This window comes from Stenotrophomonas sp. GQ19 (genome assembly GCF_059758695.1).
Window position 1 is genome coordinate 134,126 of the sequence record NZ_JCAXES010000001.1, and the last position, 23,094, is coordinate 157,219.

Genomic DNA, 23,094 nt, shown 5'->3' on the forward strand with positions numbered 1-23,094 from the left:
CCGTCAGTCCCCGATCGTTCGGATGTTGTCGAAGAAGAACTCCGGATCTCGCTCGGAGGTCATCTGGTACAAGCCGTAGCTGTGTCCTACCCGCGCGCCGCCGTCGCGGTAAAGCGGATTCCACAGGAAATTGGCGCGGGCACGGGTCGAGCGTGGCAGCAGGAAGTCAAACGGTACCGAGACATAAATTCCCTTGTCGAAGCTGCCTTCACCGTAGTCGAGGGAAGACACATCGGTCTTCGTCGCGTACGCCCCCATGGTCACGCCGTTGTCGAAGGCGCGCGACACCGAGAGCGTGGCACCCCAATCCTTGGCGAGGTATCGGCCTGCGCTGAGTGCACTGATCACGCGGCGCTCTTCGCCCCACATGTAGTAGAAGGTGGCGTGGCCAGTTGCGACGCTGTAGTCGCGGAAGCTCAATCGTTGGTCGAAGTCGCGTTGCTTGACCCAGTTTGCCTCTACGCCAAGCGCCCAGCGCTCATTCAACGGGCGGTACAGAATTTCGCCGCCCGCGCCCGCGTACATGGATTCCAGTAGCCCGGCGTACGCCATGCCATAAAGGTCCCGGCCGATCTGCCGGGTGCCTGTCAGCTGCAGGCTCGGCAAGGTCAGGTCCTCGGTCGTCATGTACTGACGAATGTTCGTGCGAACGCGCGGTAAGCGGCTGGGGGCGTCGTATCGGAATTTGTCGTAGTTGTTGTAGGCGTTATAGCTGACGGTGCCAGCAAGCCAGAGATTGCGGGTGAAATAGAAGTTGGCACTGTAGGTGCCGGCAACCTGGAACAACACGAAACCATCCGGACCGCCGAGTGACTGCTGGTAGCCAATGTTGAACGCGCCATCAAGGCGATGCAGTGGCGCTTGGTAGAGGGTTTCCCTGCGCTGTGCCGCCGGGGCTCCCATTTCCACGTGTCCGGTGAGCGTGTCCAGGGTGTTCGTGTGGTTCACATAGTCCACAAAGGCCTTGCGCTCTATGCTGGTCTCCACGATTGGCACGCCCAGGCGAGTGTTCTGCACGGTGAACCAATTGAAATCAGGAGGAAGCGTGCCGTCGAGAATGCGCGCGGTTCGTCCCAGGCCCTGTGCCGGATAGTAGAAACGCCGTTGCTCACCGCTGACGATCAATTCTGATCCGCGCTGACTGATCCGCTGCACGCGCAGGCCTGCGTTCTGCTCCAGCTGTGTTGCCACGGCGGTCCAGTCGAGCGCGGGGATATCGTCGCCTACGCTTTCAACGATACCGGGATCGCCATTCGAGCTGCGCTGCTTCAGCGGCACAGGCGGTGGGTCCAGGACCTTGGGCATCGAACTGATCTGTGCGAGGTTGGTTCGCATGGTGATGCCAACGGTTGCCACATCGCCGCGTTCCCAGCCCAGATGAAGGTGCACGTTCTTGTTGACGGCATAGGTGGCGCCGAAATTGAACGGGCTGCGCTGATTCTGGTTGTTGTTCTGTGGCTCGTGCTTGTAGTCGTTGCCGTCGTACTCCAGCTTCAGCTGCAGGGGCTCCCAGGGCGTTTGGTAGGCAACGCCGCCGAAAACGCCGACAGGGCCGCGGAACATGCCGTTGCTGTTGAACTTGCCAGCACCGGTAGACCGTGGACGAGTCTCGAAGCGATCATTCAATGCGGCCAACGGGTTGCGGAAATCCCCCCGGTTGCCGATATACCCCGTAGCCAGGCCAAGGCTGGCGTCGAACGCGCCCATCCGTTTACTGGCCACCAGGTACTCGCTGGAGAACAGACCGGTACCGCCAAGGTCGCGGAAGCCCGCGGACACTTCGGGAATCCAGCGGCTTTCCTGCAGCAAGCGGATCTTCAGATCGATCGACTTGTCCTTGTAGTTCTGGTTGCCGCTGAGCCATTCCGGACCATAGCGCCGATTGGCTACCGACACGTAGCGGAACGCGCCTTCCATCCACGGCAGCGGCTGCAGCACGATGTTGTAGCGGCTGTACGGCGAGGTGTGGCTGGCGGTGAAGGCGAGCTCGCCTTCGTCGGCCATGCGCGCTGTAGGCGTCTGCAACAGGCCGATGCCGCCCCAGTCACTGGCGGTGGGTGCCGGTGCGTTCTGGGCGTACAGGGCGCTGCTGATGCTGAGGCTGAGCGCGGCCAGCGCAAGGCGCGCGGCCGGTGTGCGAAGCGAAGGAATCAAAGCGTAACTCCGGGCGCATCCAGCACCTGGGTGGCGAGGAAGCGGGCGACTTCCTCGTTGAGATCGGGCGCGGTCTGGCCGAGCGTACTGGCCTGCAGCGGCACATAGACGATGGCGCCTGGTGCAAGCGTGGAGGCCGGCGAGCGGTTCCACAAGGCGATGCCGAGTTTCTCCACGTGGCCATCGGGCTGGATGACGTACAGGTCATCGCGGCTGGCGGCGGCAAGGGCAGGGCAGTGCGCCAGATAGGCACGCGCTGCCTGCTCGGGCACGTGGTCCAGCATGCATTGCTGGGCCACCGCACCCATCACCGTGACAGTGGCGGGGCGGGGCGGGTAGACCAGGCGATCGCCATCGGCCAGCGGGCGGTTCTGCGACAGTGCGGCTTCAACATTGCGCGCGGCGAGCAACGCGGGAACGCGGCCGGTCACCGGCATGCTGTCGATCTCGCGGGCAAGCGCGGTCGCCGCCTGCGCGCCGTCGGGGTCGCGATCGGCGCGCTCCTCGAGCTGGCCCAGGTCGAACAGAACGCCCGCTTTCAGCCGCGTCTGCGCCACCTGTTCGGCTTGGCGGAGCCATGCGGCCGCCAGCGGGTAGGCGCTTGGCAGCGGTTGGGCGGCCAGCGCGGCATCGCTCAGCCGGGCGCCGGTCGGCAGAACCTGTGCGCCGGGATCGCGCACCTGGCCGAGGACGTCAACGCTGATCGTAGGGGCGGCGATGCTGGTGCCGCAGGTGACCAGGCCCAGTGCGAGGGCGAACAATCGCTGCTTCATCGACGTTGCAGGTCCAGGCTGTACGGCTTGAGTTGGGTGATTTCGAGGCGCGTGCCCGGCGCGATCATCTGCTGGCTCTTCCAGATGAAGCCGCTCGCGGGGTCGACCCAGTAGTGGTTCTCACCACTCCACTGCGTGCCACGCAATGCCTCGCGAACATGCACCAGCGTGCGCACCTTGCCGAGGATCTCCACCGGCTCGGTGCCTAGGCGCTCCAGCGTGCCGGTAACCGGGACGCCGTAGCGATAGCCGGGCATGAGGTCATAGCTGCGCTGTACGGTGACGGTGCCTTCCAGCGTGTGCAGGGCGTGGAAGGGGTTGTCGCCCTCAATCCACATCTGCTGTAGCTCGGGCGAGCCACCGTGGGTGCCAACCAAGAGCCCGTCCTGCAGAAACACGATGCTACGCTCGCTGCTGTACCACGCCTGCCGCCCGGCATCGATGTTGCCCAGCACCAGCACGGCGCCGCCGTTGGGGCCGCTGACCTTGATCTGCGGATACGGCTTGGCGGCGACCTCGGCCGCGGAGGGCTGCACGTCCGGCGTGCCCTGCACGGCCAACTGCATCGTCTTGATACTGGTGCGCCCGACCACCCCGCAGCCGGTCAGTGCCAGGGTGATCAACAGCAGCGCGGCGATGCCGCGCTGCGCCTTGTTCAGGGCGGTCAGAGCGCTCCTGCTCATCAGTGAACCACCGTCAGTTGTCGAGATCGTTACGCGCGCTGGCGGCGTTGCTGATGATCGAGGTGAACGGCAACAGCTGGTTCACGAAGCGGCTCCAGCGGGTCACGCCGGCGGCACCCACGAAGACCACGTCGCCGGGCAGCAGTTCGAACTGGCTGGCAACGGCAAAGGCCGCAGGCGAACGCGCTTCCAGGTGGAACACGGTCGACGGCGCATTCTGCAGGTCGTTGGAGCCGCGGATCACGTAGACGGCATTGCCATTGGAGGTGCTCTGCTGCAGACCGCGTGCACGGCCCAGCGCCTGGCTCAGCGAGATGTCGCTAGTCTTGAAGCTCATTGCGCCGGGCTGGTTGACCTCACCGACCACGAAGACTTCCTTGCGATCCAGGTACGGCACGTACAGGTGGTCGCTGGCCTTCAGGAAAATGTTGGTGGCACCGCCGCCCTGGCGGCCCAGCCGGTCAAGGTCGATGGAATAGGTGAGCCCTTCGCGGGTAAGGCGCACGCCGGACAGGTCTGCCTGGGTAGCGTCCAGGCCGGACTGGCTGATGGCATCGCCGAGGGTCAGCGGGGTCACTGTCAGCGGGACCGTGGCGGCCTGGCGCGATGCGCCGGTCACCCAGACACGCTGGCTGGCGTAGGTCAGGATGGAGACATCGACCTGAGGCGCCTCGATGTAGCGCGCCAGTTTGGTCGTGAGCAGTTCGCGAAGCTGGCTCGGGGTCTTGCCGGCCGCTTCTACGTTGCCGATGTAGGGGTAGAACAGCGTGCCGTCGGACTGTACCGGCCGGCCGGCTGCGTTCAGCTGCTGCTGCGGACCTGCTGGCACGGTGAGTTCGGGGTGATCCCACACGGTGATGTACAGGACGTCGCCCGCACCGATGGTGTATGGGCCCGGCTGGTAGGTGGTCAGCGCCGTCGGCAGGGTCGGCACGTCGCGCGCAGCGCGGTCCATGGCGATCAGTTTCGGCGTGATCGGGATCAGCTCGATCTGGTCATTGCCGACCGGCTGGTCATCGCGGGCGAATGCGCTGGAGCGCATGTGCTGGCCGGGGGCGAACACGCAGCCGGTCAAGGTAAGGGCGAACGCCACTACGGCGCCGAGACGCTTGCAATCCATCGGTGATCTTTCCTGGCCCGAACGGGCAAAACAAAACCCCCGCCGGACCTGCGCCCGGCGAGGGCGTGACGACACCTAATCCGCTGGGCGGATCAGTTGGTGCCGGTGGTACCGGTGGTGCCGGTCGTGCCCGTGGTGCCGCCCGGGCCCGGAGGCGTGGTGCCGCCGCCGTTGTTGTTGCCGGCGTCATCCTTGCTGCTGTCCGAGGCGACGCTGTAAACGACGGCCGCGATGGCGATGCCGCCACCGATGGCAGCTGCGGTGGTCAGGGTGCCGGCAGCGGCGCCGCTGGCGGTTCCGGTGCCCGCGACTTCAGCGCTCGCCACTTCTGCGCCGGGTTCAACCGGTGCTTCCTGGGCGAACACCGGGGACGACATACCCAACAGGGCCAATGCGGCAATAATCTTCTTCATTACGGGGTCTCCTACTCCGTCAGGTAAATATTTCACCGGTATGGTGGCTGCGATGGCCGTGCAGTGTCAAGGTTAAAGCGTCATTCCGCACCGATCGCGCCATGTCTAAATTCTGACGATCAACGTTGTGGATGGTGGCGTGCGAATACGCTGTCGCGTCCCGATAGCTCTGTGGCCAGCCGCACGACCAGGTCGTGCGTGCGCACGCTTGGCATCGCCAGCGGCACCAGCAGGCCCATGCAGAGCGCCAGCACCAGCGTGCGCAGCGGTGTAGTGAACGCGGCCGGGCGCGCCGACAGCGCCACTGCCGAGACCGCCGCTCCCAGCAGCCAGCCACTGATTACTTCGGATAGCGAGTGGGCATTGAGCGGCAGCCGCGACCACGCAATGGCGGCCGCCAGCGCGAGGCCCGCGACAGCCCAGCCCCCCGGCGAGCGGCACCTGCCATGCGCGGCCAGGTAGGCGACGACCGGATAGATGGCCGCGCTCATGGTGGCGTGACCACTGAAGCCGGTGAAATCGAGCCGGGCCAGCCCGACGCCCCAGCCGAGGAAGGCCAGTTTTGAGACCAGCGTCAGCGAGGCCGCGACGGCCAGCGCCACCGCCCAGCGCCAGCGCAGCGGCGCGCTCGCGGCCGGTGCGACGAGCATCAGGGTCAGTCCCAGCGGCAGCAGCCAGCGGCTGTCGCCCAGCTGGGAGAGATGAACCCACAAAGAAGACATCTGGTCACGTGAGGCGGGGGAGACGGGGCAGCATAGGGCAGGCGGGCTGTGCCGATGCTGAGCCGGGCCGCCGCCGGCATGTTCGATCGCGCCCGTGCGGCCTAGAATGGCGCATTGTCCGGGCCGCGTCCCGGCGCACAACGCCCCAGGAGTCTTGAATGAACGTTACCGTTGCAGAAGGTGTGGTGGTCGGGAATCGTCTCCCGTTCGTGCTGTTTGGCGGCTTGAACGTGCTGGAAGACCTGGATTCGACCCTGCACGCGGCCGAGCACTTCACCACGGTAACGGGCAAGCTGGGCATCCCGTACGTGTTCAAGGCCTCGTTCGACAAGGCCAACCGCTCGTCGATCGCGTCCTACCGCGGCGTCGGCCTGGAAGAGGGGCTGCGCATCTTCGAGGAGGTCAAGCGTCGCTTCGGCGTGCCGGTGATCACCGACGTGCACGAAGTGGCCCAGGCCGCCCCGGTGGCCGAGGTTGTCGACGTGCTGCAGATTCCGGCCTTCCTGGCCCGCCAGACCGACCTGGTGGCGGCTATTGCCCGGACCGGCCGGGCGGTCAACATCAAGAAGCCGCAGTTCCTCAGTCCCACGCAGATCAAACACATCGTGTCCAAGATCCGCGAGGCCGGCAACGAGAACATCATCCTGTGCGAGCGCGGCTCGCAGTTCGGCTACGACAACCTGGTCGTGGACATGCTGGGCTTCCGCGAGATGATCGAGTCCACCGGCGGCCTGCCGGCGATCTTTGACGTGACCCATAGCCTGCAGCGCCGCGACGCGGGCAGCGAAGCTTCGGGTGGCCGCCGACGTCAGGTGGCCGAGCTGGCCCGTTCGGGCATGGCACTGGGCCTGGCGGGGCTGTTCCTTGAGGCGCACCGTGACCCGGACCACGCACGCTGCGATGGCCCCAGTGCACTGCCGCTGTCGGCGCTGGAGCCGTTTCTGGCCCAGATCAAGGCGCTGGACGAACTGGTCAAGGGCTTCCCGGAACTGGATATCCGCTGAGGCGGCCCGCCGGCATTTGGCGGCGACGGCCTTGGTCCCGCCGCTGAATGTGGGTATCCTTCATGGCTGCACGCCGAATTGGCGCGTGCAGCCAGCGGTTTGGCGGGGGTTTTCCGTCCCGCACTTGGCCCCGTAGCTCAGCTGGATAGAGCGTCCCCCTCCTAAGGGGAAGGTCGCCCGTTCGAATCGGGCCGGGGTCACCATTCAATGGCCTAGTTGCGCCCCATCAACTCAATGTCGTGCATGGGCTCCTTCTGGCTCTGATATGTCACAGATGACAGACTTGCTTCCGCCCCTTGTCGCGCTTGAGCGTGGGCGGGGCATTCCGGACTTGGGACGGCTTGCACAAATCTCGTTAGAGCCACTTGCGGCTGCTAGTGGGAGTTGGCGGCCGCCGCACTTTCCTCCTGTCGATGGCCTCACCTTTTCAGTCAGGCGTCTGCCATGAACAGTCACAACGGCGTTTGGGCTGAGGTGGCCCGACACCAATGACGCGCCGCATCCCGGTCATGGGGACTAACGGTTACGCCCCCCTCTTTTAGTTCATCTGAGCAAGTCTCCTTGAGGAGAATTCACTTCCCACGATGGCTCCAATGGCTATTGAAATTGCCACAACTCTATTGACCTTACCGGAAAATACTGGGGCGGACCAAGCGCAGATGGCAATGAGGGCGATGGAGAGAATAAGGATAATCATGAATGCTGCAAACGCTCTTCCGTTCTTCTCCATTATTTCGCTGTAGTAAAGCTTAATTGCGCTTGTGCCGCGCTCATAGATCGAGCCGATTAGACTGTTCAAAATGATGGCGGGGAAGAAACCCATCGCGTAGCCAAAGCAGATGAGGTTGTACCACATGGATGTGTCAATGCTCGCACGTTGGATTGCCACGAAAAATAGCGACCAAGTGCCAAAAACAAGTCCGGTCGCTCCAGTTAGCTCCACAAGGCATTTCAAGGGATCGCGCTGCTTAACAATCGCCAATTCCTTAAGTGGTTCAGGTGATGTTTGAAAAGGCCGTCGAAGCGAGCGCGTCCAGGACTGTCGCGAGCTCAGTGCAACATAGGTGGCGAGCATTGCGATCGCCATCGGGATAGCAGTTTTGCAATTTCCTCTGTTCAATGCGATTCGTCCTTGCGGCGCGGATGGGGGGTGTCGCATGTGTACCAGCTGAGGGCACGTGTCGATTTCACCAGGTCTTCTGGCGCACCGTTTGTCCTAAGGGGAGGGGCGGGTGTGTCAAGTGTAAACATACAAGATGGGCATCTCAATTAACTCGGGCAAGCTTTCCGCTGTCTACTCGGCTTTGTTCGTCCGGCTAACGGGACGTTTGGGCTCCGAAGATCGATGTCGCCAGCTTCGTGAATTGCTAGCTTCAGTTCGGCGCAGATTGCGAGATAATTGGCAGAAGCACGAATAATGTCATCTGTGAAACGACTATTCGAAAAAACGAAACCGATGCCGAATCTGGAGTAGGGCCTTTCCAAATGCTTAACTAGGGGCAATCATCTCAAGTAGCATTGCGAGGCCATCATGGGTGAGTCACGCTATTCATAGGTAGAAGCGAGAGGTTTTGGCGTCCCACAGTGGGAGTCCAAGGATGAGCTGATATCCAAGGGAATGTCTTGTAAGGATAGTGTTGACGTCTGTTGGGCTGATTTAGCCCGCGAACGAAGTGATTTTTTCGTTGTTCAAATGCGGGCGAACGGGGGCAGGTTAAGGGTGCCCAACTTCTCCGGGTCGAAAGCAGTGCTTTGGATATCAAGATTGCTAGTCGCGATCGAGCAACTGGGAGGCAACTGCACGGAAATCGATTCACCTCTCCGGATGATTGGCGCTGTGTGCTCCACCACAGGTCTTGCGCTTGACTAATCGTGGATGACTTGCCACAAGTCAACCACTGCGCTTCAACTCCCAGTCAACGCCGCCCCCAGGTGCCGCGCAAAGAACCGCGCCATCACCCGGTACGCCTGCTGGCTTTCCGGCAGCTTGGCATCCAGATGGAACGCGTGCCCCAGCCCCTCCCACACATGCAGGTCCGACACGCGCTCCAGGTCGACCAGCCGGCTGTGCATGTAGGACACATTGCTCAGCTCCGCCGCGCGGGTGCCGGTGATGAACAGCGTGGGCGGAAACTGCGCCAGCAGCGGTTCGGAAAACACCGGCGACACCAGCGGGTCGCGGAAGTCGACGTCGCCGTAGTAGAGGTCCTCCATGATGGGCAATGTGCCGTCGGCATGGGGCAGCAGGGCGTCGTTGATCGCGGCCATGACGTAGCGCGAGTCCCCGCCGTAACGCGCATCGCCGCCTGCGCAGAACAGGCCGGCCGCGCCGGGCATGGGCAGCTTCTCCTTCGCGAACCAGGCCAGTGACTCCCCGGTGAGCACGCCACCGGCCGAGCAGCCGAAGATGCCGATATGCGCGGCGGGCAACCGCGCCAATGCCGCCCGGTACACCGCCGCGACATCCTCGCTGGCCGCAGGGAAGCGGTGCTCGGGGCCCTGACGATACTCCACGGCAAGTACGGTCATGCCCGTCATCGCCGCCACCGGGATCGCCTCGAGCAGGCCCAGGCTGTCAGCGCGGCCGAACACAAAGGCGCCGCCATGCAGTTCGATCAGCAGGCGTCGGTTTGCGGGGTCAGGCGGTGCGCTCTGCGGCTGCACGCGCACCACCGGAATGCCGCCCCAGGTTTCGTGATGCAGCTCCACCGCGAAGCGTTTGCGCAGTTCGGCGATCTCGCCATAGGCCCATTGGTCGGTCCCCTTGCGGATACTGTCCAGCTGCGCGAGGACGGCGGCATTGTCCAGCTTGGCCGTGGGATCACCGTGGATCACTGCGCTGCGTACGCTGTCCTGCGCCTGCGGGCTGAGATAGGGCGACACCGGCAATGCGAAGCTGGGCACCTGGCGCACGCCTTCAATAGGCGCTGCGGCGTGCGCGCCGGGGGCCAGCAGCAGGCACAGCGGAAGCGCCGACATCCATTTCGAAACAGCCATGTGCTCGGTCCACGTTGCGGGAATGCGGCACAGGATAGCGCCCGGCGTGGCCTGGTACTAAGCGTCACCGTGCCGATACGTGCACGGTCCCGTCGCCGGTTGTTGACGCGCTACCGGCGATGCTCTGCCATCCCACCCGTTGGAGCTACCCGATGAACGCATCGTCGCATTCGCCGCCCGGCGCGGCCCCTACGCCCACGCCAGGGTCGCCTGTTGCGCCGCCGGTGGAAGTGCCGGTGAGCCCGGAACCGCCGGTGCAGGAGCCGCCTGCCGAAGCGCCGCCCCAAGGCGATCCGCCAGCGCAGGTGCCGCCACTCGAGGCACCGCCTGAAGGCGATCCGGCCCCTGCAGCGCCACCGGTGGAAGCGCCGCCGGCCTCACCGCCTGGGCAGCAGTAGTACGACGGGTGGCCTGCCTCAGTCCTTCGATGGGGGCGCCTCGTAGTCGGCCGGGGTGACCTTGCCGTCGTCCTGTTCCGGCATGTCCTTGTCCTTCCACCGGGCGTCGTCATTGCGGACCTTGTCCGGCGTGAACGCCTTCTGCTGATCGTCTTCGGGCGTGCCGCGTGGGTGGGTGGGTGTGTTCATTGGCTGACTCCTGTGCGAGTGAAGTTGGAGCATCCTGCCGCCCGGGTGAACGTACCGTCGCTCCCCCTCAACACGGCGCACACGGTTGAGTCACCCCCCCGGTACGCAGCCCGGCGTAGCAATGGTGCATCCCTCACTGGAGCAGCATATGCGCGCTTTGACCTACCACGGCAGCAAGGACGTCCGTGTCGACACCGTCCCCGATCCGGTGCTGGCGGCTCCCGACGACCTGATTCTGCGCGTGACCGCCACGGCGATCTGCGGCTCGGACCTGCATCTGTATCGCGGCAAGATCCCCGACCTGCACAGCGGCGACGTGCTGGGCCATGAGTTCATGGGCATTGTCGAAGAGGTCGGCAGCGGTGTGAGCGACCTTCGGCCGGGCGATCGGGTGGTGATTCCGTTCGTGATTGCCTGTGGCGCCTGCTTCCATTGCCGTCTTGCCGAGTTTGCCGCGTGCGAAACCACCAACAGCGGCAAGGGGGCGGCGACCAATCAGAAGGGCATCCGTCCGCCGGCGGCGCTGTTCGGTTACAGCCATCTGTATGGCGGCGTGTCGGGTGGGCAGGCCGAGTTCGTGCGCGTACCCAAGGCCAATGTGGGTCCGTTGCGGATTCCGGACGGGCTGTCCGACGAGCAGGTGCTGTTCCTGTCGGACATCCTGCCCACCGGCTACCAGGCGGCGATCAATGCCGGGGTCAAGCCCGGCTCCAGTGTGGCGATCTTCGGCGCAGGGCCGGTTGGCCTGATGAGCGCGGCGTGCTGCCGCCTGCTGGGGGCGGAGACCATCTTCATGGTCGATCACCTGGCGTACCGCCTCGACTTCGCGCAACGCACGTACGGGGTGACGCCGATCGACTTCACGCGCGTCGATGATCCGGCCGAATACATCGTCACCCAGACCAACGGACGCGGCGTGGATGCCACCATCGAGGCAGTCGGGTTTGAAGCCGAGGGCAGTGCGCTCGAGTCGGCGTTGACCACGCTGAAGGTGGAAGGCAGCAGTGGCGTGGCGATCCGCCAGTGCATCGCGGCCACGCGTCGCGGCGGCACCGTGAGCATTCCCGGCGTGTATGCCGGCTTCGTGCACGGCTTCCTGCTCGGCGATGCCTTCGACAAGGGGCTGACCTTCAAGATGGGCCAGACCCACGTTCAGAAGCTGATGCCGGAGCTGCTCGACCATATCGCAGAAGGCAATCTCGATCCGGGGGTGATCGTCACCCACCGCATGCCGCTGGAAGAGGCGGCCAAGGGCTACGAGATCTTCGACCGCAAGCAGGAGGATTGCCGCAAGGTGATCCTGACGCCCTGACATGGGTACGGTGAGCAACATCGCCACGCCGCGTACGGAAACGCCTGCCTTGGTGCAGCACGCGCAGGCATGGCTGGCCCGCCATCCCGCGCTGCCGCTGCCGGGGGCGGGCGACACGCTGGGGCGCTGGCGGCTGTTGGCGCAGATCGGGGCGCAGGATCTATGCCTGGCCAAGCTGCTGGAGGCGCACTATGACGCCGCGGCGATTCTGCATGAACTTGACGCCCCGCCGCTGGCTACCGGGGAACTGGCGGCGGTATGGGCCGCCGAAGGACCGGCGGCGACCCTGGCCTTCGATGCCGGCAGCAGCACGCTGAGTGGCGCCAAACCGTGGTGCTCGGGTGCCGATTGGGTGGGCGCGGCGCTGGTGACGGTGCGGGTGGACGGGCACTGCCGGCTGTTCCGTGCGGACCTGCGACAGGCGCGCCTGAAGTGCGACACCCAAGCCTGGCAGGCCACCGGCATGGAGCGCATCCCCAGCGTTACCGCGCACTTCGAGCGGGTGCCGGCCGTGGAGATCGGGGCGGCCGACGCCTACCTGCAACGCCCCGGTTTCTGGCATGGCGGCGCGGGTATCGCCGCGTGCTGGTTCGGGGCGGCAACGGCATTGGCCGCGCCGCTGCGGTGCTCGCCCAAGGCGGGTGAACCGGGCGTGGCAGCCGGGCTGCTGGGCCAGGTCGACATGAGCCTGTCCGCGTGCGCGGCGCTGCTGCGTGAGCTGGCGGACTTGATCGACGCCGCCCCCACACACGCCCACATGACCGAAGTGGTGCGGGTGCGCAGCGTGGTGGAGCGCGCTTGCGTGCAGACCCTGGATCTGGTCGCGCGGGCGCTTGGGCCGGGGCCCATGTGCATGGACCCGGAGCACGCGCGGCGCTGGAGCGACCTGACCGTGTTCATCCGCCAGAGCCACGCCGACCGCGACTGGCAGCAGCTGGGCATGGACTGCCATCGCGAGGGGCGGGCATGGACGTTGTAACGCGCCACATTGCCGGCGACGGCGTCAGCGAAGCCCAGTGGCAGGCGTGCGCGTGGCTGGATGCGCTGCCGGTGTGCGACGCCGCCACGCTGCTTGCGGGCCATGCACGGCTGGTGGTGGTGTCGCCGCACCCGGACGACGAAGTGCTCGCCTGCGGCGGACTGATGGCCGCTACCCAGGCGCTTGGGCTGCCGGTGGTGGTCATGTCGGTTACCGATGGTGAGGCCTGCTATCCCGGTCAGTCGACGTGGCCACCGCACCGACTGCGTAGCACGCGCCAGCAGGAACTCGCGCGTGCATTGGACTGCCTCGGCCTGGCCGATGGTGTCCATCACGCGTTCCACATGGATGACGGTGCCGTAGCCGGTAGCGAAGCAGCGCTGGCGGCGCGCCTGCTGGCGTTGCTGCGCGCCGATGATCTGGTGCTGGGGCCGTGGCGCCTCGATGCACATCCCGACCACGAGGCAGTGGGCCGCGCCTGCGCGCTCGCGGCCGCATCACGTGGCTGCACGCTGCGCGAATTCCCGGTGTGGGGCTGGCATTGGCTGGATCCGCAGGACGCATCGCATGCCTGGGCGTCCGCGACGCGCGTCCCGCTGAGCGCCCAGCTGATGCAGCGCAAGCGCGCGGCCATCACCCAGTTTTCGACCCAGCTTGGCGCGGTGGACGGGCTGGACTGCGACCCCATCCTGCCACCCACGGTGGTGCAGCGTTTCGAGCGTGACTACGAGGTGTTGATTGGATGAACACGACCGCCTACTTCGACGCGCTCTACCAGCAGGACGATCCGTTCGCGTACCGCACCCGCTGGTACGAGGCGCGCAAGCGTGCCCTGACCCTGGCCAGCCTGCCACGGGCCCACTACCTGCGCGGCTGGGAATTGGGGTGCTCCAACGGGGTGCTCACCGCCGCACTCGCGCCGCGCTGCGCGCAGTTGCTGGCCACCGACCTGAGCGAAGAGGCGGTGAGCGCGGCGCGCGTTTCCTTGGCTGCACAGTCACATGTGCGGGTCGAGCGTGCCGAGCACCCGCGTCAGTGGCCCGATGGCACGTTCGACTTGATCGTGTTCAGCGAACTGGGCTATTACCTGGACCCGCCCACAATGCAGGCGATGGCGGCACGGCTGGCCACGTCGCTGGACGCGCAGGGGGTGCTGATTGCCTGCCACTGGCGGCCGGACTTTGCACAGGCGAGGTGCTCGGCCGCGTTCGTGCATGCCCAGTTGGACGCGTTGCTGCCGCGGGCGTTCTCCTGGTGCGATGCGGACATGCTGCTGCAGGGCTGGTCGCGCGACACCCGCTCGGTTGCCGAGCACGAGGGGCTGCGATGATCGCGGCGATCGTACCGGCGCACAACGAGGAGCGGCTGATCGGTCCCTGCCTGCAGGCGTTGCAGGCGGCCGCGCAGCATCGCGCCCTGGCTGGCGAAGACGTGCGGATCATCGTGGCCCTGGACCGCTGCAGTGACGCCACGGCGGCGATATGCCGACGTTTCGGGGTACAGGTCGTACGGGTCGAGGCGGGCTGTGTGGGGGTGGCGCGTGCAGTGGCCAGCGATCACGCCCTGGCACAGGGCGCGCGATGGATCGGCTGCACTGACGCCGACAGCCGCGTGCCGGCCGATTGGCTGGTGAAACAGGTGCAGTGCGGTGCCAGCGCTTTCTGCGGGGTGGTGACCGTGGACGATTGGCAGGACTATGCGCCGACCGTGCAGCGAGCCTTCGGGGCCAGCGAGCAGGCACGGGACGGCCACCTGCACGTGCACGGGGCGAACATGGGCTTCAGTGCCAACGCCTACCGCGACAGCGGCGGATTTCTTCCCCTGGTGACCGGCGAAGACGTCGCCCTCATTGCGGCCATCCAGGCCAGTGGCGCGCGCGTGGCCCGCCTTGCCACGCCACAGGTGGTAACCAGCGCCCGCCGTCATGCGCGGGCGGTGAACGGATTCAGCGACTTCCTGCGGCGGCTGGAAGGACAGCTGTGCGGCAACGCGGATCCGCCCGAAGCAGTGCTCGCTGGCAGCGCGACCAAACCAGCGGCTGCGTGCTGATGGCAGCGGTGGATCTGCTCGGCTGGGCGGCGACCGGCATCCTGGTGGCGACGCTGTGGCGTCAGATCTGGAAACAGTGGCACGCGCCCGACAGCGAGGCGGTGTCCACCTGGTTGTTCGTCGGGCAGATCAGTGCCTCAGTGCTGTTCATTCTGTACAGCATTGCGTTGCAGTCCTGGGTGTTCGTGGTCACCAACAGCCTGGTGCTGGGCACCGCGGTAGCCGGGCAGGTGCTGGCGCGCGTGAAGCGACGTCGCGACGTGTCGTGAAGACGCAATCGCATGGCGAACACGCGATGGAAACAATCGCAACGCGCCGTCGATACGTCACTGAACCGCTTGTTTTCAGTGTCACGCCGACTTCATTGGCGATGCGGAAAAGTGGATCCACCCAAGCACGGGCAAGCCCGAAACTTCAGGAGCAGATCGCAGTGACTACCGAAACCAAGACCACGCACACCTTGAATGACCTGATCGAAATCGCCCGCGACGGCAAGGATTTCTACACCGAGGCGGCCGGCAAGGTGAAGGACGCAGAACTGTCTGCGCTGTTCACCCGCATCGCCGGGGTGAAGGACGAACTGGTTCGCTCGCTCAGCGCCACGGTGGTGGCCGCCGGTGGCAAGCCGGCCGACCACGGCACGGTGGTGGGGTCGATGCAGCAGTTCTACGGCAAGGTCCGCGCCACCCTGGGCGACACGCAGTACGGTTATGTGGCTGAACTGGAGGAATCCGAGGATCGCCTGCTGAAGGCGTTCAAGGACACCCTCACCGACAGCGACACCACCCCGGCCGCGCGCCAGGAAGTGCAGCGGCTGCTGCCGCAGGTGCAGGAATGCCATGCGGTCATGCGCGACCGCAAGCATGCAATGAAGCACTGACCGCCGGGCATCGCGGCGCCTTGATCGGCGCCGCATGAACACGCGCAGTGCACCGCGCAGACAGCCCCGGTACGCCCGGGGCTGTCTGCGTCTGGCGGCCGAACGCCGCCGTACGGGGGGTGGGGATTTGGTGCATACTCGATCGAAAGGGCTGACTGGATCTGTTATGGAACACATGCGTTGGCTGACGCTTCGGCTTGGCAACAATCAATCCATCGGACCGAAGGTGCTGTCGGACCTCTGGTCCAATGCCTGCGAAACGAACCAGTCGTCGGTGACCCGCGACACGATGCCGGGCAAGTCCACGTCCTATGCGCTGCATGCGCCGCTGTCGCTGGCGTATCCGAAGCGCGCCGAGCTGCGCATGCGCAAGCTGTTGGAAGAGGCCGGTTACACGTTCACGCTGGGGTCGCTGGCCGATCGCCCGGCCCCGCAGCCGCTTCGCGTGCGCTGATCAGGGCGGGGCAAGCTGCCGGACCATGATGCGCACCGGGAACCCGCCGGCATGCACGATCGATTCCAGCGGCATCCAGCCGAGCCGGCGGTACAGGCCGCCATCATCGGCTTCGGTCTGCAGATAGACCTCGCGCACGCCTTCGCTGGCGGCGCGCGCCATCAGGTCGTTGATCAGGGCCTCGGCGATGCCCTTGCCGCGTTGCGCGGCATCCACGTAGACGCCCCCCAGCCAGTGAAGACGTTCCGGGCGTTCCGCACGTTCATGGAACTTCAGCTGTGCGGCCGCGACAGGGCGATCGTCCTGCATCGCGACCAACAGCATCGGCAGGGCGTCGGGCTGCAGGAACACCTCCAGCCGTTCGCACTCGTCGGCCAACGTCCGGCCGGGCACGTGGTGCCCCCACTGCTGGAAGTACCAGGCCGCGACCTGCGGCAGCAGCTGGGGCCGGTCACTCAAGGTGACCCGAAGCAGGGCCGTCACGACGCGGCCGGGTACACGGCGAGGATCTCGCAGCGGGCCTGGGTACGGTTGATGGGCGGTTCGGGCAGGGAGCCGCGTTCGGCGATGGCGTCCAGGATGGGGTCCACCGTTGGGATCACTTCCAGCATGTCGCCCGGGTGGCCGCAGATCACGCCGGTCTTGAATCCGGAATGGAATCGCAGCTGCGGCGAATGCACCAACCCGCGGCAGGACGGCGCCACTTCGATGACGTAGTGGCGGTAACCGCCGGAGTAGCGCGGGTTGGTTTCCACGGTGACGCCCTGCGCGCTGTCGCTCCAGCCGCGCACATGGCGGGTGCTGAAGCAGTACGACGGCGAACCGCGGAAGGTGCGCCGATGCTCGGTCACATTCACCGCGTCCAGCGTGACCGGGCGCGCCACGTCGTTCTGTTTTGCCTGCTGTGCGAACTCGCGGCGGCTGATGCGCTCCACTGCTGCGACGGTGCAGGTTCTGTCGCCGGCCATGACCCGCTCATCGCCGGTGCCGCAGACCCAGCTGTCGACGGCGGCAACGCGCGGGTCCTCGGCGGCGAGAAGTCCCGGGCAGGCGGCGTTGAAGCGCAGTCGCCACGGTGACTGGTTACGGTCGAGCAAGGTGATGCTGTCGGGGCTGCTCTGGTTCATTTCCAGCAGGCCCTTGGCGTCCATGCACTGTGGGCCCGGCGCAGTGCGCGCGGCGGACGATGGGGCAGGGGATTCGGCGTGGGCGGTGGTCAAAGGAAGACCGACGGCCAGGATCGCAAGCAGGGCCGGAAACCGGCGGCGCTGCCGCACAGGCGGAATGGAAGGGGACGTCACGGCATGCACTCCTTGCTGACTGGACGGTCCCGACTATAGCACCGGCCCGCGCGGCCCTTGTTGCACCGGGCACAGGGGGCGCGCAGACTCCTCCTTCCCCCGGGTTCCGCACTGTCTTCGGCCATGTCCACCGCTGCCTTCAACCTGCGTCGCTACGGCCGCACGTCCAGCGTGGACCGGCATGACTTCGCGCAATGGGTGGTGCCGCTGCAGGGCGAACTGACGTTCGAACTGGAGGGGCGCGGCGCACGCCTGGACGTGTGGCAGGGCGCCTTCGTGGCGCCGTCGGCAGGGCACGCGCAATGCGCGCTGCAGGACGATCGCTTCCTGATCGTGGATTGCCCGGCTGCGCTGCTGGATGACGACACCGTGGAGCGCCTGGCGCGGCACCCGGTGCTGGCGTTGCCTGCGCCCGTACGTGCGATGGCGCGCCGGGTCAGCGCGGCAGGCACCGGCCAGATCGACCCTGCGGTAGTGGCGCGTGAGATGCCGCTGCTGCTGGAGGCCTTTTCGCTGGCTGGCAGTGCCACCCGCCTGCAGGCGGTATGCGCGCGCATTGAACGCCAGCCCGGTCAGGCCTGGCCAGTGGAGCGCATCGCGGCCGAGGTGGGCGTGAGTGGCAGCCGGGTGCACGCGTTGTTCCGGCACGCGTTCGGCCTCAGCCCGCAGGCCTGGTTGAGCAGCTGCCGTCTGCGCTGGGCGCGTGGCCAGTTGGCCGGCACCGACCTGGCCATCGCGCAGATTGCCCAGCACGCGGGCTACTCCGAACAGAGTGCGTTGACCCGGGCACTGCGCCGCGAATGGGGCATGAGCCCGGCCGAATACCGGCGCCGGCAGCGGCAGTAGCTTGGGTCAAGACCGCCGCTGTGCCGATGCCTACACTGGCGCCTTGTTTCCGGTAGCGGTGCACGCGCGCAGATGAATCGATCGATGGGAGTGGGCATCGCCAACGGCATTGCTGCGGGCGCGCTGTGGGGCGTGGTGTTCCTGGCGCCGGCGATGCTGAGCCAGTTCGGTGCGGTGCAGCTGTCGGCCGGTCGCTATCTGGTCTACGGGCTGATCGCCGTGGTGTTGCTGGCCCCCCGTTGGCGCGACCTGCGCACGCGCATCGGCATGGCCGAATGGCGCGGCCTGCTGTGGCTGAGCCTGGCCGGCAACCTGGTGTATTTCGTGTTGCTGGCCAATGCCGTGCAGTGGGCCGGTGGCGCGGCGGCGTCGCTGATCGTCGGCCTGATTCCGGTGGTGGTGACGCTGGCGGGCGTGCGCGAGAAGGGCGCCGTGCCGTTGCGCAAGCTGGCGCCCGCGCTGCTGCTGTGTCTGGCCGGGGTGGCGTTGGTGGGCTATGAGGCGCTGCAGGCCGAGCACGCGCAGGGGTCCACCGGCCGTCGCCTGCTGGGCCTGCTGTGCGCGGTGGGCGCGCTGTTTTCGTGGGCGGTGTATTCGATTGGCAACAGCCGCTGGCTGGCACGCCGACCGGACCTGTCCGGCCACGACTGGTCGCTGTTGACCGGCGTGGCGACCGGCGCGCTGTCGCTGTTGCTGGTGCCCAGTGCGTTCCTGCTGCCGAGCGCATCCCACGCCGCGGTGGACTGGGGCTGGTTCTGGCTGATCAGCGCCGGGGTGGCGGTGGTGGCCTCGGTGCTGGGCAACGCGTGCTGGAACCGCGCCAGCCGCAATCTGCCGCTCACCCTGACCGGCCAGATGATCGTGTTCGAGACCCTGTTCGCGCTGCTGTATGGCTTCGCTTGGCAACAGCGCTGGCCGACCCCGATGGAAACAGTCGCGATCGCGTGCCTGGTGTCCGGCGTGCTGATGTGCGCGCACGCGCATCGGCCGCCGCGGGCAATTGCGGAACATGTGGGCTGAGTGCGTTGCTGTGGCTGCATGGTCTCATTCGCAACCTTTTTGCCGACGATGCAGGCTGATCGCGCCCCGCGTGATCTTGCACTGCAACACTTGACAAGCCCCCCGCCGGCGTAGTTTTCTTGGCCCATGGTCTCTATCGCCGCCACCGCCCAGCTCTGCACCGCCGCCCTCGCGGCCGGTCGAAGCGTGCCTGCGCAGACCACCGGTACCACCACCATTACCACCGTCACCACTCGCCTGGTGCGGCCCGTCGTCTTCGCGTAATTTCCGAAAACAACGGCCCCGCACCCGGAACAGGTTGCGGGGGAGCGCCTTCAACCTGACCCGATGCGGGGCCTCGAATCGAGGTCTTCATGTCATCCGTCGCCGTCCTGCCTGCTGCCGCTGAACCCGCTGCCCCCGAACTGCGGGCTGCCACCTCCACCATCGTGCATAAATTCGGCGGCACTTCGGTGGCCGATGCCGAGCGCTACCGCCATGTCGCCCAGCTGCTGCTGGCGCGCGAGGAAGCGGTGCAGGTCACCGTGGTGTCGGCCATGAAGGGTGTTACCGATGCGCTGATCGCGGTGGCCGGCCTGGCCGCCGACAATGCGCCGCACTGGCGCGACGCGTGGCATGCGCTGCGTGCGCGTCATCGCGGCGCCGCAGTGGCATTGCTGGGCGAACACGCCGGCCAGACGGTGGAGTGGCTTGATGCCCGGTTCGAGCACCTTGCCGAGGTTCTCGGCGCGCTGGCGGTGATCGGCGAGTTGCCGGTGGAAGTGCTGGACCGGGTGCAGGGGTTGGGCGAGGTGTACTCGGCGCAGCTGCTGGGCCAGTACCTGCAGAGCCTGGGCGAAGCGTGTGCGGTGCTGGACGCACGGGATGTGCTGGTGGTGGATCGCGGCGAGCTGGGGGTGGACGTGGACTGGGTGCAGAGCGCACAGCGCCTGGCGCGCTGGCGTGAGGCGAACCCATCGCCGCGCGTGGTCGCCACCGGTTTCGTGGCCCGCGACCGCCGCGACCGCATCACCACCCTGGGGCGCAACGGCAGCGACTATTCCGGTGCGATCTTCGCGGCGCTGTTCAATGCCGACGAACTCCACATCTGGACCGATGTCGACGGCGTGCTGTCGGCCGACCCGCGCGTGGTGCCGGAAGCCGTGCAGCTGGATGCACTCAGCTACGACGAGGCCTGCGAGCTGGCGTACTTCGGCGCGAAGGTGGTGCACCCGCAGACGATGTCGCCGGCGATCGAGCGCGGGCTGCCGATCATCATCCGCAATACCTTCAACCCCCTCCACCCGGGCACGCGCATCACCGCCGAACGGACCGTTGCCGGGCCGATCAAGGGCTTGACGCTGAGCCCGGACCTGGCCGTGCTGAACCTGGAGGGCACCGGCCTGATCGGCGTGCCGGGCACGGCCGAGCGGGTATTCGCCTCGCTGCGCAACGCGCACGTGTCGGTGGTGATGATCTCGCAGGGGTCGTCGGAGCATTCGATCTGCTGCGTGGTCAAGCAGGCCGAGGCGGTACGCGCGCGTGATGCACTGCTGCAGGCCTTCGCCCATGAACTCAACCTAGGCCAGGTGCAGCGCGTGCAGCTCACCGACAACGTCAGCGTGCTGGCGGCGGTGGGGGATGGCATGGCCGGGCAGCCGGGCGTGGCCGCACGCCTGTTCGAATCGCTGGGGCGGGCGCAGGTCAACATCCTGGCGATCGCGCAGGGTTCGTCCGAGCGCAACATCTCGGTCGCCGTCGACAGCCGCCACGCCACCAAGGCACTGCGCGCCGCCCATGCCGGGTTCTGGCTGTCGCCGCAGACCTTCTCGGTGGGCGTGATCGGGCCGGGCAACGTGGGCGCGGCGCTGCTGGACCAGCTGCAGGCAGCGCAGTCGCAGCTGCTCGGGCGTGCCAACGTCGACCTGCGGCTGCGCGCGGTGGCCTCGCGCAGCCGCATGGTGCTCGATCAGCGCGGCCTGCACGGCGACTGGCGCAGCGCACTGGCCGCGTCGTCCGAAGCCACCGACCTGGACGCCTTTACCGAACACCTGCTGTCGGCCCACCTGCCGCATGCGCTGGTGATCGACTGCAGCGGCAGCGCCGAGGTGGCCGACCGCTACGCCGGGTGGCTGGCGGCCGGTATCCACGTGGTGACCCCGAACAAACAGGCCGGCGCCGGCCCGTTGCCGCGCTACCAGGCCATCCGCGAGGCGGCCGCCGCCAGCGGTGCACGTTTCCGCTACGAAGCCACGGTGGGGGCTGGCCTGCCGGTGATCACCACGTTGCGCGACCTGGTCGATACCGGCGACGAAGTGCTGGCCATCGACGGCATCTTCTCCGGCACGCTGGCGTGGCTGTTCAACAAGTACGACGGCCAGGTGCCGTTCTCGCAGCTGGTGGCGCAGGCACGCGGCATGGGCTACACCGAGCCGGACCCGCGCGATGACCTGTCAGGCGTGGATGTGGCGCGCAAGCTGGTGATCCTGGCGCGCGAGGCCGGGCGCGAACTGAGCCTGGAGCAGGTGCAGGTGGAGAGCCTGGTGCCCGAGGCGCTGCGCCAGGCCGGGGTGGAGGAGTTCATGGCGGGGCTGGATGCGGTGGATGCGGTCTTCGCAGAGCGCCTCGCCGCGGCCAAGGCGCGGGGCGCGGTGTTGCGTTACGTGGCGCGGCTGTCGCCCGACGGTGCGCAGGTAGGATTGGTGGAGCTGCCGGCCGGGCACGCGTTCGCGAACCTGCGCCTGACCGACAACGTAGTGCAGTTCACCACGCGCCGCTACTGCGACAACCCGCTGGTGGTGCAGGGTCCGGGTGCGGGCCCGGAAGTGACCGCCGCCGGCGTGTTCGCCGATGTGCTGCGGGTGGCGGTGGGTGAAGGAGCGCGCCTGTGAGTGGTGGTGATGACCAGGTGGCACGCGCGTTCTCGCCGGCGTCGGTGGGCAACGCGGCGGTGGGCTTCGACATCCTGGGGCATGCCATCGCCGGCGTCGGCGACACGGTGACCGTGCGCCGCATCGAGGCGCCGGAAGTGCGCATCAACGCCATCCGCGGCACGCCGTTCGCGCTGCCGCTGCACGCGCCGGACAACACCGCGGGTGCGGCGTTGATCGCGCTGCGCGAGGCGCTGGCCTTGCCGTTCGGATTCGAGGTGGAGATCGACAAGGGCATCGCGCTGGGGTCGGGCATGGGCGGGTCGGCGGCGTCCTGCGTGGCCGCGCTGGTGGCGGCCAATGCACTGCTGGACGCGCCGCTGTCGCGCGAGGCGCTGTATCCCTTCGCGCTGGAGGGCGAGGCGGTGGCCAGTGGCGGGCGGCACGGCGACAACCTGGGCCCGATGCTGCTGGGCGGGCTGGTGTTGAGCACGGCCGAGCGGCTGGTGCCGATTCCGGTGCCGGACGCCTGGCACAGCCTGCTGGTGCATCCGGAGGCCGTGCTGGAAACGCGCCGTGCTCGCGCGGCGCTGCAGGGCAGCTACGCGCTGGGGGAGTTCGTTGAACAGAGCGCCAACCTCGCGCTGGTGCTGAGCGGCTGCTTCACCGCCGATGCGTCGCTGGTGCGTGCCGGGCTGCGCGACGTGCTGGTGGAGCCGCGCCGCGCGGGGCTGATTGGCGGCTTCCATGCCGCACGTGATGCGGCGCTGGCGGCCGGTGCGATGGGCGCCAGCATTTCCGGTGCCGGGCCGAGCGTGTTCGCCTGGTTCGAGCGGCGCGACGCCGCGCTGGCGGCGCAGGCGGCGGTGCAGCAGGCCTTCGCCGATGCCGGGTTCGACAGCCAGGGCTGGGTCTCGCCCTTGAACGCGCCGGGCGCGCACCTGCTGTGAG

At 66.8% G+C, this 23,094-nt stretch carries 24 protein-coding genes and 1 tRNA gene; 14 read left to right on the top strand and 11 right to left on the bottom strand.

The window, feature by feature from the left end; translation table 11 throughout:
- Window positions 1-3 precede the first annotated feature (3 nt).
- The 6 genes from AC6CHL_RS00570 to AC6CHL_RS00595 all read right to left on the bottom strand — a co-directional run bounded on the left by AC6CHL_RS00570 (window position 4) and on the right by AC6CHL_RS00595 (window position 5,865).
- Entirely contained in the window at window positions 4-2,154 is a 2,151-nt protein-coding gene (locus tag AC6CHL_RS00570) for a YjbH domain-containing protein (protein WP_498292793.1), read from the bottom strand.
- The gene (locus AC6CHL_RS00575) at window positions 2,151-2,927 is read right to left on the bottom strand and encodes a capsule biosynthesis GfcC family protein (protein WP_498292795.1); all 777 of its coding nucleotides are present in this window, start codon (window positions 2,925-2,927) and stop codon (window positions 2,151-2,153) included. The genes AC6CHL_RS00570 and AC6CHL_RS00575 overlap by 4 nt, the downstream gene beginning before the upstream one ends.
- Complete coding sequence (locus AC6CHL_RS00580) at window positions 2,924-3,610, bottom strand: YjbF family lipoprotein (RefSeq protein ID WP_498292797.1); 687 nt, start codon at window positions 3,608-3,610, stop codon at window positions 2,924-2,926. The genes AC6CHL_RS00575 and AC6CHL_RS00580 overlap by 4 nt, the downstream gene beginning before the upstream one ends.
- Before the next feature lie 13 nt (window positions 3,611-3,623).
- Complete coding sequence (locus AC6CHL_RS00585; protein ID WP_498292799.1) at window positions 3,624-4,730, bottom strand: polysaccharide biosynthesis/export family protein; 1,107 nt, start codon at window positions 4,728-4,730, stop codon at window positions 3,624-3,626.
- 92 nt (window positions 4,731-4,822) lie between these two features.
- Window positions 4,823-5,143 (bottom strand): hypothetical protein, encoded by a 321-nt coding sequence (locus tag AC6CHL_RS00590; protein ID WP_498292800.1) that lies wholly within the window; start codon window positions 5,141-5,143, stop codon window positions 4,823-4,825.
- A gap of 119 nt (window positions 5,144-5,262) precedes the next feature.
- Window positions 5,263-5,865, bottom strand: coding sequence for a phosphatase PAP2 family protein (locus AC6CHL_RS00595; protein WP_498292801.1), 603 nt, complete (start codon window positions 5,863-5,865; stop codon window positions 5,263-5,265).
- A 158-nt stretch (window positions 5,866-6,023) separates the two neighbouring features.
- Here AC6CHL_RS00595 and kdsA point away from each other — a divergent pair, with 158 nt between their 5' ends.
- Entirely contained in the window at window positions 6,024-6,869 is an 846-nt protein-coding gene (kdsA, locus tag AC6CHL_RS00600; protein WP_498292803.1) for a 3-deoxy-8-phosphooctulonate synthase, read from the top strand.
- Window positions 6,870-6,995: 126 nt separating this feature from the next.
- A tRNA-Arg gene (locus AC6CHL_RS00605) sits at window positions 6,996-7,072 on the top strand.
- 335 nt (window positions 7,073-7,407) lie between these two features.
- Here AC6CHL_RS00605 and AC6CHL_RS00610 read toward each other — a convergent pair.
- The 3 genes from AC6CHL_RS00610 to AC6CHL_RS00620 all read right to left on the bottom strand — a co-directional run bounded on the left by AC6CHL_RS00610 (window position 7,408) and on the right by AC6CHL_RS00620 (window position 10,453).
- Complete coding sequence (locus AC6CHL_RS00610) at window positions 7,408-7,944, bottom strand: hypothetical protein (protein WP_498292805.1); 537 nt, start codon at window positions 7,942-7,944, stop codon at window positions 7,408-7,410.
- Window positions 7,945-8,774: 830 nt separating this feature from the next.
- Complete coding sequence (locus AC6CHL_RS00615; protein WP_498292807.1) at window positions 8,775-9,866, bottom strand: alpha/beta hydrolase fold domain-containing protein; 1,092 nt, start codon at window positions 9,864-9,866, stop codon at window positions 8,775-8,777.
- A gap of 416 nt (window positions 9,867-10,282) precedes the next feature.
- Window positions 10,283-10,453, bottom strand: coding sequence for a hypothetical protein (locus AC6CHL_RS00620; RefSeq protein ID WP_498292808.1), 171 nt, complete (start codon window positions 10,451-10,453; stop codon window positions 10,283-10,285).
- 148 nt (window positions 10,454-10,601) lie between these two features.
- On the opposite strand from AC6CHL_RS00620, the gene AC6CHL_RS00625 reads away from it, so the two are divergent.
- The 8 genes from AC6CHL_RS00625 to AC6CHL_RS00660 all read left to right on the top strand — a co-directional run bounded on the left by AC6CHL_RS00625 (window position 10,602) and on the right by AC6CHL_RS00660 (window position 16,127).
- Window positions 10,602-11,765: a zinc-dependent alcohol dehydrogenase gene (locus tag AC6CHL_RS00625; RefSeq protein WP_463600856.1), complete on the top strand. Its 1,164-nt coding sequence runs from the start codon at window positions 10,602-10,604 to the stop codon at window positions 11,763-11,765.
- A 1-nt stretch (window position 11,766) separates the two neighbouring features.
- Window positions 11,767-12,744 (top strand): acyl-CoA dehydrogenase, encoded by a 978-nt coding sequence (locus AC6CHL_RS00630; protein ID WP_498292810.1) that lies wholly within the window; start codon window positions 11,767-11,769, stop codon window positions 12,742-12,744.
- Complete coding sequence (locus AC6CHL_RS00635) at window positions 12,732-13,490, top strand: PIG-L deacetylase family protein (protein ID WP_498292812.1); 759 nt, start codon at window positions 12,732-12,734, stop codon at window positions 13,488-13,490. Before AC6CHL_RS00630 ends, AC6CHL_RS00635 begins: the two co-directional genes overlap by 13 nt.
- Window positions 13,487-14,074, top strand: a complete 588-nt coding sequence (locus tag AC6CHL_RS00640) for a class I SAM-dependent DNA methyltransferase (protein ID WP_447593318.1) — start codon at window positions 13,487-13,489, stop codon at window positions 14,072-14,074. Before AC6CHL_RS00635 ends, AC6CHL_RS00640 begins: the two co-directional genes overlap by 4 nt.
- A complete protein-coding gene (locus AC6CHL_RS00645; protein ID WP_498292814.1) occupies window positions 14,071-14,793 on the top strand; it encodes a glycosyltransferase family 2 protein in 723 nt (240 codons plus the stop codon). The genes AC6CHL_RS00640 and AC6CHL_RS00645 overlap by 4 nt, the downstream gene beginning before the upstream one ends.
- On the top strand, window positions 14,793-15,062 hold the full coding sequence (locus AC6CHL_RS00650; protein ID WP_447593320.1) for a hypothetical protein: 270 nt from the start codon (window positions 14,793-14,795) through the stop codon (window positions 15,060-15,062). The genes AC6CHL_RS00645 and AC6CHL_RS00650 overlap by 1 nt, the downstream gene beginning before the upstream one ends.
- Before the next feature lie 161 nt (window positions 15,063-15,223).
- Window positions 15,224-15,673, top strand: coding sequence for a PA2169 family four-helix-bundle protein (locus AC6CHL_RS00655; protein ID WP_137189345.1), 450 nt, complete (start codon window positions 15,224-15,226; stop codon window positions 15,671-15,673).
- 166 nt (window positions 15,674-15,839) lie between these two features.
- A complete protein-coding gene (locus tag AC6CHL_RS00660; RefSeq protein WP_038688668.1) occupies window positions 15,840-16,127 on the top strand; it encodes a hypothetical protein in 288 nt (95 codons plus the stop codon).
- On the opposite strand, the gene AC6CHL_RS00665 is transcribed toward AC6CHL_RS00660, so the two are convergent.
- Window positions 16,128-16,610: a GNAT family N-acetyltransferase gene (locus AC6CHL_RS00665; protein ID WP_498292816.1), complete on the bottom strand. Its 483-nt coding sequence runs from the start codon at window positions 16,608-16,610 to the stop codon at window positions 16,128-16,130.
- A complete protein-coding gene (locus tag AC6CHL_RS00670) occupies window positions 16,607-17,428 on the bottom strand; it encodes a DUF6491 family protein (protein WP_498292817.1) in 822 nt (273 codons plus the stop codon). Before AC6CHL_RS00670 ends, AC6CHL_RS00665 begins: the two co-directional genes overlap by 4 nt.
- 123 nt (window positions 17,429-17,551) lie before the next feature.
- Here AC6CHL_RS00670 and AC6CHL_RS00675 point away from each other — a divergent pair, with 123 nt between their 5' ends.
- From AC6CHL_RS00675 to AC6CHL_RS00690, 4 genes are all read left to right on the top strand, one after another.
- Complete coding sequence (locus AC6CHL_RS00675; RefSeq protein ID WP_498292819.1) at window positions 17,552-18,274, top strand: helix-turn-helix transcriptional regulator; 723 nt, start codon at window positions 17,552-17,554, stop codon at window positions 18,272-18,274.
- A 72-nt stretch (window positions 18,275-18,346) separates the two neighbouring features.
- Window positions 18,347-19,294 (top strand): DMT family transporter, encoded by a 948-nt coding sequence (locus AC6CHL_RS00680; RefSeq protein WP_038688664.1) that lies wholly within the window; start codon window positions 18,347-18,349, stop codon window positions 19,292-19,294.
- Window positions 19,295-19,647: 353 nt separating this feature from the next.
- A complete protein-coding gene (gene thrA / locus AC6CHL_RS00685; protein ID WP_498292820.1) occupies window positions 19,648-22,164 on the top strand; it encodes a bifunctional aspartate kinase/homoserine dehydrogenase I in 2,517 nt (838 codons plus the stop codon).
- A complete protein-coding gene (locus AC6CHL_RS00690) occupies window positions 22,161-23,093 on the top strand; it encodes a homoserine kinase (protein ID WP_498292822.1) in 933 nt (310 codons plus the stop codon). The genes thrA and AC6CHL_RS00690 overlap by 4 nt, the downstream gene beginning before the upstream one ends.
- Window position 23,094: the final 1 nt, after the last annotated feature.